At 63.1% G+C, this 12,818-nt stretch carries 11 protein-coding genes; 2 read left to right on the top strand and 9 right to left on the bottom strand.

Annotation, left to right across the window (positions count from 1 at the left end):
- The first annotated feature begins 10 nt into the window (after positions 1-10).
- Positions 11-1,561 (top strand): amidophosphoribosyltransferase, encoded by a 1,551-nt coding sequence (gene purF, locus HH302_RS04840; protein ID WP_172198932.1) that lies wholly within the window; start codon positions 11-13, stop codon positions 1,559-1,561.
- Positions 1,562-1,654: 93 nt separating this feature from the next.
- Here purF and HH302_RS04845 read toward each other — a convergent pair whose 3' ends face one another.
- From HH302_RS04845 to HH302_RS04870, 6 genes are read right to left on the bottom strand one after another with little or no spacing between them, the layout of a single operon-like run.
- On the bottom strand, positions 1,655-2,017 hold the full coding sequence (locus HH302_RS04845) for a response regulator (protein WP_172198934.1): 363 nt from the start codon (positions 2,015-2,017) through the stop codon (positions 1,655-1,657).
- Positions 2,017-2,736, bottom strand: coding sequence for a UDP-2,3-diacylglucosamine diphosphatase (locus HH302_RS04850; RefSeq protein ID WP_172198936.1), 720 nt, complete (start codon positions 2,734-2,736; stop codon positions 2,017-2,019). The genes HH302_RS04845 and HH302_RS04850 overlap by 1 nt, the downstream gene beginning before the upstream one ends.
- 18 nt (positions 2,737-2,754) lie before the next feature.
- A complete protein-coding gene (locus tag HH302_RS04855; RefSeq protein WP_172198938.1) occupies positions 2,755-3,246 on the bottom strand; it encodes a peptidylprolyl isomerase in 492 nt (163 codons plus the stop codon).
- 35 nt (positions 3,247-3,281) lie between these two features.
- Positions 3,282-3,878, bottom strand: a complete 597-nt coding sequence (locus tag HH302_RS04860; RefSeq protein ID WP_371814614.1) for a peptidylprolyl isomerase — start codon at positions 3,876-3,878, stop codon at positions 3,282-3,284.
- Between the two features lie 2 nt (positions 3,879-3,880).
- Positions 3,881-5,080 (bottom strand): L,D-transpeptidase family protein, encoded by a 1,200-nt coding sequence (locus HH302_RS04865; RefSeq protein WP_172198942.1) that lies wholly within the window; start codon positions 5,078-5,080, stop codon positions 3,881-3,883.
- Positions 5,080-6,219 (bottom strand): tetratricopeptide repeat protein, encoded by a 1,140-nt coding sequence (locus HH302_RS04870; protein WP_172198944.1) that lies wholly within the window; start codon positions 6,217-6,219, stop codon positions 5,080-5,082. The genes HH302_RS04865 and HH302_RS04870 overlap by 1 nt, the downstream gene beginning before the upstream one ends.
- Positions 6,220-6,343: 124 nt before the next feature.
- On the opposite strand from HH302_RS04870, the gene cysS reads away from it, so the two are divergent.
- Entirely contained in the window at positions 6,344-7,723 is a 1,380-nt protein-coding gene (gene cysS / locus HH302_RS04875; RefSeq protein WP_172198946.1) for a cysteine--tRNA ligase, read from the top strand.
- Between the two features lie 63 nt (positions 7,724-7,786).
- Here cysS and HH302_RS04880 read toward each other — a convergent pair whose 3' ends face one another.
- The 3 genes from HH302_RS04880 to HH302_RS04890 form a co-directional block, all read right to left on the bottom strand.
- Positions 7,787-8,902, bottom strand: a complete 1,116-nt coding sequence (locus tag HH302_RS04880; protein ID WP_172198948.1) for a beta-ketoacyl-ACP synthase III — start codon at positions 8,900-8,902, stop codon at positions 7,787-7,789.
- Between the two features lie 105 nt (positions 8,903-9,007).
- Positions 9,008-11,506, bottom strand: coding sequence for an alkaline phosphatase (locus tag HH302_RS04885; protein WP_172198950.1), 2,499 nt, complete (start codon positions 11,504-11,506; stop codon positions 9,008-9,010).
- Positions 11,507-11,684: 178 nt separating this feature from the next.
- Entirely contained in the window at positions 11,685-12,809 is a 1,125-nt protein-coding gene (locus HH302_RS04890; RefSeq protein ID WP_172198952.1) for an ABC transporter substrate-binding protein, read from the bottom strand.
- Positions 12,810-12,818: the final 9 nt, after the last annotated feature.

The raw sequence follows: 12,818 nt of genomic DNA on the forward strand, positions 1-12,818 counted from the left end.
GTGATCGACGATGTGCGGGATTCTGGGTGTAGTAGCGACTACGCCGGTCAACCAGCTGTTGTATGACGGGCTCCAGGTGTTGCAGCACCGTGGGCAGGACGCGGCCGGCATTGCGACGGCGCAGGCCGGCAAGTTTCACATGCACAAGGGCTCGGGGCTGGTGCGCGATGTGTTCCGCACGCGCAACATGCGTAACCTAACCGGCAACTGGGGAATCGGGCATTGCCGCTATCCTACTGCCGGTTCGGCCTACAACCCGGCCGAGGCGCAGCCGTTCTACGTGAATTCGCCGTTTGGTCTGATGCTTGCGCATAACGGCAACCTGACCAACGCGGACGAACTCAAGCGCGAGATGTTCCTTGCCGATCTTCGGCATATCAACACCAGCTCGGATTCCGAGGTGCTGTTGAACGTTCTTGCACACGAGCTGCAGGAGCATGCCAAGGGCCCCCGTCTGGAGTCGGAGCAGATCTTCAAGGCGGTGGCGGGGGTGATGCGTCGCGTCAAGGGCGCCTACGCAGCCGTCGTGATGATTGCTGGCTATGGTCTGCTGGCGTTCCGAGATCCGCACGGCATTCGCCCACTGGTGATCGGCAGCAACGAAGCGCTTGGTGGCACCGAGTACATGGTTGCCTCGGAGAGCGTCGCCGTGGATGTGCTCGGTTTCAAGCTGCTGCGCGATATCGCACCGGGTGAAGCCGTGCTGATCAATACGCAGGGGCTGCTCGAGAGTCGCCAGTGCGCGTCGGGCCTGCCGCATGCGCCGTGCATGTTCGAGTATGTGTATCTCGCACGCCCGGATTCGCTGATCGACGGTATTTCCGTCTACGACAGCCGCGTAAAAATGGGTGAGTACCTCGCGGCGCGCATTCTCAAGAAATACCCGGATCTGAAGATCGACGTTGTTGTGCCGATTCCGGATTCGAGCCGGCCTGCGGCGATGGAGCTTTCGAATCGACTCGGCGTGCCGTACCGGGAAGGCTTCGTCAAGAATCGCTATATCGGCCGCACGTTCATCATGCCGGGGCAGGCGGTGCGCCGTAAGTCGGTGCGTCAGAAGCTAAATGCAATCCACCAGGAGTTCGCGGGCAAGAACGTGTTGCTGGTTGATGACTCCATCGTGCGCGGTACGACGAGCCGCGAAATCATCAATATGGCGCGCGAAGCGGGCGCCACCCAGGTGTTCATGGCTTCGGCGGCGCCGCCGGTGCGTTTTGCCAACGTGTACGGCATCGACATGCCAAGCCGTAACGAGCTGATCGGCGCGTTTCGTTCGGAGGATGAGATTGCACACGAGATTGGCGCAGACGCCCTGATCTATCAGGATCTCGAAGATCTGAAGAAGGCAGTCAAGGAGCTCAACCCCGCGATTGAAGTGTTCGAGACCTCGTGTTTCGACGGCGTCTACGTCACGGGCGACATCACTGCGGCTTATCTGAACGAGATTGAAGATGCGCGCAACACGGATGCGCCAGCCTCGAATGGTCGTGATGATGAGGGCGATGAAGAAGGCGACGGCGGCCAGATGGATCTGAACCTCGTGTCTCACGAGGAGCGCTGACCGGCACTCGTTTGCGCCCACAGCCTTGAGTGGGGCTCCAAGAAAACAAACGCCGCGGGGTCGCCCCCGCGGCGTTTGTTTTTGCTGCGACGCTCAGCGTTCCTGAGGTGGCAATGCCCTGAGCAGGCTCGTACGCGTGATCGGTTTAGTCAGCACAGCGTCGAAGGGTGCGTCTTGGGTAATCTGGGCGATATGCTCGGCGCTCTCGCCGGTGTAAGCAACGATCCAGGTCGCAGGGTAAGCGGCGTTTGAGCGTAAGCGTCGACAGACTTCATCGCCTCGAAGATCGGGCAGATGGAGGTCAAGCAGGATGCAGTCGAAGTGATCCAGGCGGGCGACGTGGAGCGCTGAACTGCCATCCGCGACTTCTGTCGTGGCCCAGCCAAGCTGGCCCAGAATCAGCGCAGGGAGCCGACGATTCGGCTCGCTGTCGTCAACGATGAGCGCCTTGTTCATCAGCAGGAGCGGAATGCAAGCCCGTGCTCAGGCGTCCATTCCAGCCACTCGGCCTTGTCGTGCCAATCGTGCAGCACCCAACGTTTGCACGCTTTGCCGTCCACCACGTGGGTGTGGCAGGCAGGGCGATGGGTGTGGCCGTGAATGAGGTCGATCTGGCCCGCTGCGCGAATCGCCGCATCAACCGCACCGAGGTTCACATCCATGATCTCGATGTCCTTGTCCTGCTTGGCGTGCTCACTCTTCATGCGGATTTCCGCAGCGAGCGCGAGTCTTTCCTCAAGGGTTTTCGCCAAGACGGCGGTCCGCCATTGCGGGTTGCGCACCATCGCACGGAACTGCTGATACGCGACGTCGTCGGTGCACAGCGCGTCGCCGTGCATCAGGAAGTAGCGGGTGTCGCCCAACGACAGCGCGTAGGGCTCCTCGATCAGGGTCGCACCTGCGGCCTCGGCGAACCCGCGATCGAGCATGAAATCGCGGTTGCCTTGCATGATGTAGATCTTCGTTCCGCTACCTGCCAGCGCGGCGAGTGCCTGAGCAATGCCACGCGCGCCGGGATCGACCAGAGCGTCGTCACCTGGCCAGGCGTCGAACAGATCCCCGAGGATATACAGCGCATCGATCCCGCGCGCCGGGCCGCCGATATAGCGCAGGAAGGCGGCCGCAACCTCGGGGTGCTTCGGACTCAGGTGGAGGTCCGAGATGAAGTGAATCATGCTGGCAACCGCTCGCTGTCAGACGACTTCAGCGCGTTCGATGACGACGTCTTCGTTCGGCACGTCCTGGAAGAAGCCGCGACGGCCAGTCTTGACGGCGCGGATCTTGTCCACGACGTCCATGCCTTCGACGACTTTACCGAACACGCAGTAGCCCCAGCCTTGCAGATCCGGCGAGCGGTAGTTCAGGAATTCGTTGTCGGCAACGTTGATGAAGAATTGGGCGGAGGCCGAATGCGGCGCCTGGGTGCGCGCCATGGCGATGGTGCCGCGCTCGTTCTTGAGGCCGTTATTGGCTTCGTTCTCGATCGTGTCGCGCGTCGGCTTCTGCTGCATGTCCGGGGTCATTCCGCCGCCTTGCACCATGAAGCCATCGATGACGCGGTGGAAGATCGTGCCGTTGTAGTGGCCGGACTCGACGTACTCGATGAAATTCTTGACGGTCTTCGGCGCCTTCTCGGCGTCGAGTTCGAGCGCGATAACGCCGAGCGAGGTATGCAGTTTGATCATGTTGGATTTCCTGTTGGGCCGACCTGTGGGCCGGGTTACTGCTTGGCTGCCGCGGGAGTAACCCGGCGAGCCGACTTGATTACAACGGGCTTGAGCGGCACGTCACGTTGGCCGGCGACAATACCGGTCTCAACCGCTTCCATCTTGCGGACGGTTTCCATGCCTTCGACGACCTTGCCGAACACAGCGTAGCCCCAACCGTCGAAGGACGGATAGTCGAGCGAAGCGTTGTGTTTGAGGTTGATGTAGAACTGCGATGTCGCCGAATTCGGGTCTTGCGTGCGGGCCATGGCCAGTGTCGCGGTCTCGTTCTTCAGGCCGTTCTTTGCTTCGTTCTCGATCGGTGCCCGCGTGGACTTTTCGCGCATGTCGGCGGTTACGCCGCCGCCTTGCACGACAAACCCGCGGATGATGCGGTGGAAGATCGTGTTGTCGTAATGGCCTGAATCCACGTAGCTCAGAAAGTTCGCCACCGATTTCGGTGCTTTGGCCGGATAGAGCTCGACGACGAAAGTGCCGACGCTGGTCTCGATCCGCACCTTCGGATCGCCATTTTCCGCGGCAGCTGTTTGAGTGGCGAAACCGAGCGAAAGCCCGGCGAGCAGGGCGCACGCCAACGCGCGTCGGACGATGTTCACGCCTGTCCCTCGTACACGATTTTCCATTTCCCGCCTTCTTTGACCCAGTACTGGCGTTTGCTTGCCTGTTGCTTGAGGTTGTTGCTGCGATAGTCCTGATCGAAAGTCACGACGACCATGTCTTCCTTGCCCGGGCTGCGGAACATGCTGATGTTCTTGAGCCGCACCTGCACCCAGGTCTTGTCCTTGGCAATGGCGCGTTTGCGCGCCGACCATTGCGTGCGGATTGCATCATCACTCGCGAACTTGTCGGCGTAATGCTGCAGGTAGCGTTCGGTATCGCCGCTTTCCCAATCACGCCGCCACGTCTCGATCTGCTTTTGCAGCGCCGAGCGTTCTTGCTGCCAGTCGTCAAGGCTGAGCCATTCCACGTCGTTGCTGATGATCACCGGGGTCAGACCCAGTTGCAGGCGCGACGCAACCGCTTGAAGATCCGCGTTGGCGAGCACGACGCAGCCGTCCGAGGCCTTCGGCGGGCGCGACAAGGTGTCGCTGGGCACACCGTGCAGCCAGATGCCGTGGCCCGCGCGACCTTGCAGGCGGTCGTACTCGTTCGGGTAGTTGATCGGGAAGGCACCTGATCCGTAGAAGTCGGTGAGCCGCTTCTTGGGCACTTCGGATACGACGTGATAGACGCCTAGCGGGGTCCGCTTGTCGCCTTCGCGCGCCTTCTGCGCGCCTTCCTTGCCGTGGGTGATGTAGTAGTCGGCCACGAAGCGCGGGCGCCCCCCCTCGTTGGCGTAGAGGTAGAGGCGTGACTTCTGCGTGTCGACCACGATCGCGTACTTCTGGTCGGGCCGCATCTGCAGCAGGTAGCGCGGCACGTAGTTGTTCTGCGGGCGGTTCCGATAGGCCTTGAGTCGAGCGATCGCCTCTTCACGCAGTTCGCTCACCTTTTCGGGTGGTGCCGAGGGTGCATTGCCGAAGCCTGCGATCGGGCGGCTGCGCGCGAGCAGCAGATCGCCCCGGATCAGGTGTGCAAGCCGGAAGTTCGGATACACCCGCAGCAGTGACTCCGTTCGCTCCAGCGCGCTGTCGAGCTTGCGATGTTCGATGTCGTCGAAGACCTTCGACAGCGAAGCTTCGGGGCCGCTGTCGGAGATCGGGCCCCTCATCGGCTGGGCAGCGGACAAGCCTGCACAGCAGGCGCCAACGACCAGCGCAAATCGCGCCGCGTGGCGGAATACCTTACGCATCAGCCGCCGACCCGTTCCTGCTGGATTTGCCAGCGGCCATCGCGGTGCACGAGCACCAGCGTCTTCGTGGCGGCGGACTTCAGGTTCGCCGAGTCGTACGACTGGCGGAAGCGAACTGTAGCTTCGTCGTCGGACAGGCGGATCACGAGGTTGTCGGCGCTGACGCTGATCGGACCGGGCTTGGTCAGGCGCGACTCGCGTTCGCTCTCCCAAGCCTTGCGTGGCACGCCGCCCGGCGTCTTGAAGTCGCGCGCATAGTGGCTCAGATAGCCTTTGACGTCCTTGCGCGACCAGGCGCTCGCCCAGTTGTTCACCATCTTGCGGATGTCGGCTTCTGCCTTGTCGTTTGCGGCCGGTTTCTTGGCTGCAGCAGGCTCGGTCTTCGCGGCTGCAACCGGGGCAGGGGTGGCCGCAGGTTTGGGTGCTTCCACCTTTGCGACTGGAGCTGGCTTGGCTGGGGCTTCGACAGGTTTAGGCGCAGGCTCCGGGGCCTTCGCAACTGGAGGCGTCGGTTTCGCCTGGGCGGTGGCGACAGGCGCCGTGGCAACAGGTGCAGGGCTGGCCGCAGCGACCTGAACTGGTTTGCTGGTGGTCGGCGCAGTGCGTGCGTTGCGCGTGGTGCCGCCCATCAGGTCGCGAATCATGGCGAGCTTGGTCTGCGCCTGGGTGTTGGCCGAGTCAAGTTGCAGGGCCTTGTCGTAGGCCTGGCTCGCCAGCTTTGCGTACACGTCGCCAAGGTTCTCGTGCGCGGTGGCATACGCCGGATGTGTGCGGATCGCGAGTTCCAGCGCAGCCTTCGCCTTTTCATACTGACGCTGCGACGCGTAGATCACCGCGAGGTTGTTGTACGGCTCGGGCAGCTCGGGGTAGTCCTCGGAGAGCTTCTGATACACAACTGCCGCGTCGTTGAGGCGGTTCATCTCGGTCAGGATGACGCCTTTCGTGAAACGCGCCTGGGCATCCTTGGGGCGTACAGCAAGGATCTGGTCGACTTTTTCCAGTGCAGCCGGCAATTGGCCCTGCTTCATGTGCGCTTGGACCTCCGTGAGCGTCGGCTCCGCGGCGGCGGGCAAGGCGCACGCCAGCAGCATGGCGGCTGCCAAGGCGTTCAAGGTCGTGCGAAAAGGGCGAAAAGTCATTGTGCTAACATCCTGCGAGCAAGGCGCGACGCGCCTGTTCTAGCCCATCATTCTATCAACAAGCCCCGCAACGCGGGGGCCGCGGCGACCGCCGGATCCGGCGGTGCATGCACGGACACCATTCATGCTCACGATCTACAACTCGCTCACCCGCCAGAAGCAGCAATTTACCCCGATCGAACCCGGCAAGGTCCGCATGTATGTATGCGGCATGACGGTGTACGACCTGTGTCACCTGGGGCATGCGCGCTGCTTCCTTGGCTTTGACGTGGTGCAGCGCTGGTTGCGGGCGTCGGGTTATGAACTGACCTATGTGCGCAACATCACCGATATCGACGACAAGATCATCCGCCGTGCGCAGGAAAACGGTGAGCCGATTGCCGCACTGACCGAGCGCATGGTCGCCGAGATGAACGCCGACTTCGGCGCATTGGGCATCGAACGGCCGGATATCGAGCCGCGCGCAACCGACTATGTGCCGCAGATGCTCGAGATCATTGGCGAACTGGAGACCAAGGGCCTCGCGTATCAGGCCGACGACGGCGATGTGAACTTCGCCGTGCGCAAGTTTCCAGGCTACGGCAAGCTTTCTGGCAAGTCGCTCGACGACCTGCGGGCTGGCGAGCGTGTTGCCGTCGACTCGTCCAAGCGCGATCCGCTCGATTTCGTTTTATGGAAGGCAGCGAAAGAGACCGAGCCGGCCGATACCAAATGGGCCTCGCGTTGGGGCAAGGGCCGTCCGGGCTGGCATATCGAATGCTCGGCGATGAGCAGCGCGATCCTTGGCAAGACGCTGGATATCCATGGAGGCGGCCCGGATCTGCCGTTCCCGCATCACGAGAACGAGATTGCGCAGAGTGAGGGAGCGCACAACTGCACGCTGGCCAACGTCTGGATGCATGCCGGTGCGCTGCGCGTGGACAACGAGAAGATGTCGAAATCGCTCGGCAACTTCTTCACCATCCGTGAAGCGCTGAAGCAGTACGACGGCGAAGTGATCCGCTTCCTCGTGGTCCGCTCGCACTACCGCAGCCAGATCAACTATTCGCCGGATCTGCTGGCGGACGCCAAGCACGCTTTGACGCGGCTCTACACCGCCCTGCGCGATGTGCCCGCCGCGGATGTCACGATTGACTGGAATGATGCGCACGCGGCGCGCTTCAAGGCGGCAATGGATGACGACTTCAATACATCGGAAGCGGTGGCAGTGCTGTTCGAACTGGCGGGCGAGGCGCAGCGCGGGCGCGACCCCAAGGTTGCGGGTTTGCTCAAGGCCTTGGCCGGCGTGTTGGGGCTTCTGCAGCGTGATCCAGTCGCCTTCCTGCAGGGCGCGACCTCGGCGGATGGCCTGAGCGCCGAGGCCATTGAGCAACTGATCGCCGATCGTGCTGCCGCGAAGAAGGCGAAGAACTTCGCAGAATCTGACCGGATTCGCGACGAACTCAAGGCCGCCGGCGTGGTGTTGGAGGATTCCGCGCAGGGCACTACTTGGCGTCGCGCCTAGTTCGGCTGCGGGAATGAAAAAGGGCGGCTCCGGGCCGCCCTTTTTTGTTGCCTGAAGGCTTCGTTAGCGCCGCTGGATCACCACGCTACCAATCGAGTAGCCAGCACCGAACGAGCAGATTACGCCCAGATCACCCTGCGCCAGATCCTCGTGATGCAGGTGGAACGCAATGATCGAACCGGCCGAAGCCGTGTTTGCATACTGGTCGAGAATCACCGGCGCCTCGTCGAACGTGGCGTCGCGCTCAAGCAGGCGGCGCGCGATCAGCTGGTTCATCGACAGGTTGGCCTGGTGCAGCCAGAAACGGCGTATGCCGGCCGGTGCGCGGCCGAGTGCCGACAGATGGGTGCTGATGTGTTCTGCTGCCATCGGGCAGACTTCCTTGAATACCTTGCGCCCCTCCTGGCGGAACAGCTTGTCGCGTGCGTCGGGATCCGTATCCTCGCAGCGGTTCAAGAAGCCGGCGTTGTTGCGGATATTGTTCGAGAAGCTGGTCGCCAGCTTGGTGCCGAGGATGGCCCAGCCGCCTTCGCCCATGTCGGCGCGCTCGACGAGAATTGCAGTTGCCACGTCGCCGAAGATGAAGTGGCAGTCACGATCACGCCATTCCAGGTGCGCAGAGCAAATCTCCGGATTCACGACCAGCACCGAGCGCGCGCTACCACTCCGCACCGCATTAGCGGCTTGTTCGATGCCGAAGGTGGCGGAGGAGCAGGCGACGTTCATGTCGAACGCAAAACCCTTGATGCCCAGCGCGTGCTGGATCTCGACCGCCATCGCCGGGTAAGGGCGCTGCATATTGGACGCTGCACAAATCACCGCGTCGACATCGGCCGCATCGCGCCCGGCGCGGGCCAGTGCGTCGCGAGCGGCCGCGACGCCGATCTCGGCTTCCAGCGACAGCGCGTCATCTGGCCGCGGCGCAAAGCGTGGGTACATGCGCGTGGGGTCGAGCACGCCGGACTTGTCGAGCACGAAGCGCTGCTTGATGCCCGATGCCTTCTCGATGAACTCCGCGCTTGATTCGGTAAGCGCGGTTAATTCGCCGGCAGCGATCTCGGCAGCGTGCGCGGCGTTGTACTTGGCAACGTAGGTGTTGAAGGCGGCAACGAGCTCTTCGTTGCTGATCGATTGCGACGGCGTGAACAGCCCGGTCGCGCGGATGACGACGTCGGTCATGAAGCTACCTTTACCGAAAAGTTGCGGGAAGGTAGCACATTCGCAGGCGTATGGTCCTGTCGCCGGACAAGGCAAGGCGCTTGCCCGGCGACATCGCGACTTGGGTTAGCTCAGCCGGGTGACCGCGGCCACATCGCGCGCCACGGCGAACGCCATGGTTGAGGCGATGGGTGCGCTCGGCGCCGTGTTGCCCACCAGCGGGTTGAGCTGGCGGAAGCTGCAGCGCATGCCGTCCGGTTTAAGCGATACCACCGCGTAGCCTTGTGCGTCGCTGACCATGTGGCGGATCCACGGGTTGCTGTTGAGGCTGGCGAGTTGCCCCGCGAGCCCGAGAAGCGATGTGGAGAATGCCGGCGTCGCTTTCAGCGCTGAAAGCACGGCCGAGGTGGTGGCGTCGAGCGCGGCCTCGCTGACGCCTTTTGCGCCGAGCGCGCGGCGTACCGGCAGGCGCACTTGCTCGGCCAATTCATCGAGTGTTGGCGCGGTGCGCTGCAGGGTGAAATCGAACAGGTTGAAGCGCAGATCGAGGGTGCCGATTCCGTCGACCGGCACCGAGATTGGCGCGAAGACGAGGTTCGACAGCAGCGAACCGGAGGTGGCATCGGCGAAGTACTTGAACCACGAATCCGAACTGATACCGGCGGTGACGAAGTCCACCATCACCGGCGTGCCGGTACCGGTGGCGTCGTAGTCGTCATTGACGGTACCCGCATGGAAGGAGTGCAGGTCGCCGGTCAGCGCGACTACATTCCGGATGCCGTTGTCCTTCAGGTGCGCCATCAGGTGCTTGCGCTCGGCGTTGTAACCATCCCATTGGTCGCAGTTGAGCAGAAAGCGTGTGAAGTACGGCGCAAGCGAGGCGGCGACGCTGCCAACGAAGCCTGAGGCGGCACCCTTGGCGATGATGTCCGGCTTGATGTAGCCGAATGCGATGACTTGCGCACCAGCGCCTGCCTGCGCCGTGGCACCGCTCACTGCCGCGGCGGCGCGGTAAGCCGCGGCTGCCAGTGTCGCTTGTGAGGCACTGAGGCCCTTGGTGACCGCGGCGGCAACCGGATCGGCGGAACTGGCGACGGCGGTGGCGATTGCCATCGCTGCCGCGCCGGCCGTAGCCTGGTCGGCGCCGGCCGTAACGGCGGCCACCAGTGCGGCGGCGGCAGCAACATTGCCACTTGTGCTTGCAGCCGCGCCGGCGATGCTGCCGGCCACCGTGCTGACCGACTGCAGCGCAAGCAGTGTGGCGACGGCTGCGGTGCCGTCCAGCCCCATTCGCAGTAGCGACACCTCGTTACACCACAACTTCCAGGTGGCTGTGGAACTGCTCATCGTGTTCTTCCACCAATCGCGTTGCGTGGTGCCGAAGATGGACACCGGCGCCAACGTATCGCCGCCACTTGGTACTGCCCGCATCTTTGCCGCTTCAATGCTCTCCCGCACATCGGCCGGCACGAAATAGCGCGATCCCACCGAGCCGAGCGCGGCGCCCGTCGCCGGGTTGGGCGCGGCCTCCGGGACGATGTGATCGGCACGGTAGAGCCGCTCGTCGGTCACGACGAAGTGGGCAAGCTTGCCGAAGGGCAGATCGCGATAGATGCGTACGTTCTTGAAGCTCGTGGTCGTACCGTCGTAGCTGACGTCCGCCGGCATGAATTCGAACCAGGCCTGGTTTGCGCCTCGCCGGCGCGTGCTCTGATGGGCGTTGTCGCCCACGCCCGTCGTTGCGTCATAGCTGCCGTTGTCGTAAGTCTCGGCGTCCTGCCAGCAGTCGTCGGAGAACTCGTGATCGTCCCAGGTCGCAATGAAGGGCAGGCGCTCATGCAGGGCTTGCAGGCGTGGATCGGTACGGTACTTTTTGTAGAGGTAGCGGTAGTCGGCAAGCGTGGTGGCGTACTTGGCGCCGCTGTTGCCGGACTTGAAGCTGCCGTCGGGCAGCACGAGCGCGTCGTGGCGAGCCTCGACGGCGCCGGTCTGGAATGCCTCGCCGACGGTTTCGTAGATGTAGTCGCCGAGGTGCACGACGAAATCGATGTCTTCTTGCGCAAGGCTCTCGAAGCCCGCCCAGTGATTCACGCTCCAGTCCTGGCAGGAAATGAACGCGAACTTCAGTTCTGCGACATCAGCATCTTTTGCGGGTGCGGTTTTAAAGCGACCGACGCGCGAGCGCACGTCGCCGGCCGCGAACTGGTAGAAATACACGGTGTTCGCTTGCAACCCGGTGAGCTTGTTGCGGACGGAGTGGTCGTAGCGAGCGAAAACCGGGATCGTGTTATCGACTACCAACTGACCGGCCAGCGCATCGGATGTGCCGAGCTTGGCAGTGTTGTCCACGGCCGTGACGAGCACGCGGATCGAAAAATCGCCGGCCTCCGGCGCGCTGGCGACCGCATCCACGTTTGTCGGGGTGACGCGGGTCCAAAGCATGACGCCGTCGGGACGTGGGTCACCTGAGGCGATGCTCTGCGGGAATTGCCAGTTCTTGCCGGTGGCCTTTGCCAGCGGCGATGCCGGCGCAGTGCTGCTATCGCTGCCGCAGGCGGCGAGCCCGCCCGCAGCGATTGAAACCGTCCAGAAGCCGGTATTGCGCAGGAATGCGCGTCGATTCATCGTCATTCGTTCCCCATCCCAGTTCGCTAGGCGGCGGCACTTTTGCGCGCCGGAAAATACGCAAGCGTATGGTGGGGAGGTTACTTGCCGATGACTTGTGAGAAGGCGACAGCGCCTTTGTGCGCGGAAACCAGGCGAGGAACAGAGCGGCCCGACTTGCGCGGGCCGCTCCCGGGGCTTATCGGATGACGCGACCCTGACGGTCGATCACCGCCATTTCGGCAAACTCCACGCCGGTACGCCGGGTGCCGGCGAAACTGACGTTGATGCCGCCGAGGTCAAAGCGGTCGATGCTTGCCATTGCGGCAGGCAGCTTCGCGCGGGCACCGCCGGCACGGCGCAGGCCCTCGAACAGCGTGCGGGCAGCGACGTAAGACTCCATCATTGCCTGCGTGGGCTCGACGTCATTCGGGCCGTACTTCTTGTAGATGGTGCGGAACTCGCGCACCAAGGGCACGGATTCGTTCAGTGTGTTGGGCGCAGCTTCCAGCACCGCGACACCATGCGATGCCTTCTTGCCGATGATGCGGGCCAGATGGCTGCCTTCCACGTAGGACAACGTGGCGAGCTGAGCGGTGCCGCCCTGGGCCCGATAGCGCTGGATGAACGCCGCAGCGCCTGCCGTTTGAGACGCCAGCACGATCGCTTGCGGACCGCTTGCGAGCATCTTTGAAACCGCCTGATCGACCTGGGCCGAGCCCGCGAGGTAGCTGACGCCGTTGAGCTTGATGCCGAGAATGCCGGCCTCGCTCGACGCGGCAGTCCATGCCTCGCGGCCGAAGCCGTTGTCTTCGTACACCACGCCGACGTTCTTCATGCCGCTGGTGGATAGATGCTTGAGTACCCGTGCCACCTCGAAGCTGAAGCTCGGCCGCGTGAGGAACAGTTGCTTGGACCCGCTCGCGAGACTGGAGGCGCCGACGCGGGGGCCGACCAGGGCGAGGCCGGTATCGTCGAGCAAACGGCTGTCCAGCAGTTGCTGAACGCTGTCTTCACCCATCAGGCCGAGCAGGGCGGCCGGGGCGTTCTTGTCGATCAGCGGGCGCAGCTGTTTGCTGACATCGCCCGGTTCCTGGCTGGCGGTCACGAGCTTCACCTTTTGCCCGGCGATGCCGCCGCGCGCGTTGAGGTCAGCCACGGCAACCTGGGCGCCGACCTGCATGTGCCAGCCAATCCCGCCGTAGGGCCCGGTGAGCGGGGCCATCTGCAGTACCGTGATATCTGCCGAAGCGATAGGAGCTGCGGCGCAAACGACGAGGGCGGCCAATGTCTTGAGCAGGCGCGAATGACGAAGTGTGTTCATGTCGATGAT

This window comes from Niveibacterium sp. COAC-50, assembly GCF_013184235.1.
Lineage (GTDB): Bacteria > Pseudomonadota > Gammaproteobacteria > Burkholderiales > Rhodocyclaceae > Niveibacterium > Niveibacterium microcysteis.

Excerpts from the sequence above, each read along its gene's own strand:
- HH302_RS04880 (WP_172198948.1), bottom strand. The coding sequence starts at position 8,902 with ATGACCGACGTCGTCATCCGCGCGACCGGGCTGTTCACGCCGTCGCAA.
- HH302_RS04850 (WP_172198936.1), bottom strand. The coding sequence starts at position 2,736 with ATGATTCACTTCATCTCGGACCTCCACCTGAGTCCGAAGCACCCCGAG.
- HH302_RS04890 (WP_172198952.1), bottom strand. The coding sequence starts at position 12,809 with ATGAACACACTTCGTCATTCGCGCCTGCTCAAGACATTGGCCGCCCTC.
- HH302_RS04885 (WP_172198950.1), bottom strand. The coding sequence starts at position 11,506 with ATGAATCGACGCGCATTCCTGCGCAATACCGGCTTCTGGACGGTTTCA.
- HH302_RS04870 (WP_172198944.1), bottom strand. The coding sequence starts at position 6,219 with ATGACTTTTCGCCCTTTTCGCACGACCTTGAACGCCTTGGCAGCCGCC.
- HH302_RS04865 (WP_172198942.1), bottom strand. The coding sequence starts at position 5,080 with ATGCGTAAGGTATTCCGCCACGCGGCGCGATTTGCGCTGGTCGTTGGC.
- HH302_RS04845 (WP_172198934.1), bottom strand. The coding sequence starts at position 2,017 with ATGAACAAGGCGCTCATCGTTGACGACAGCGAGCCGAATCGTCGGCTC.
- cysS (WP_172198946.1), top strand. The coding sequence starts at position 6,344 with ATGCTCACGATCTACAACTCGCTCACCCGCCAGAAGCAGCAATTTACC.
- HH302_RS04855 (WP_172198938.1), bottom strand. The coding sequence starts at position 3,246 with ATGATCAAACTGCATACCTCGCTCGGCGTTATCGCGCTCGAACTCGAC.
- purF (WP_172198932.1), top strand. The coding sequence starts at position 11 with ATGTGCGGGATTCTGGGTGTAGTAGCGACTACGCCGGTCAACCAGCTG.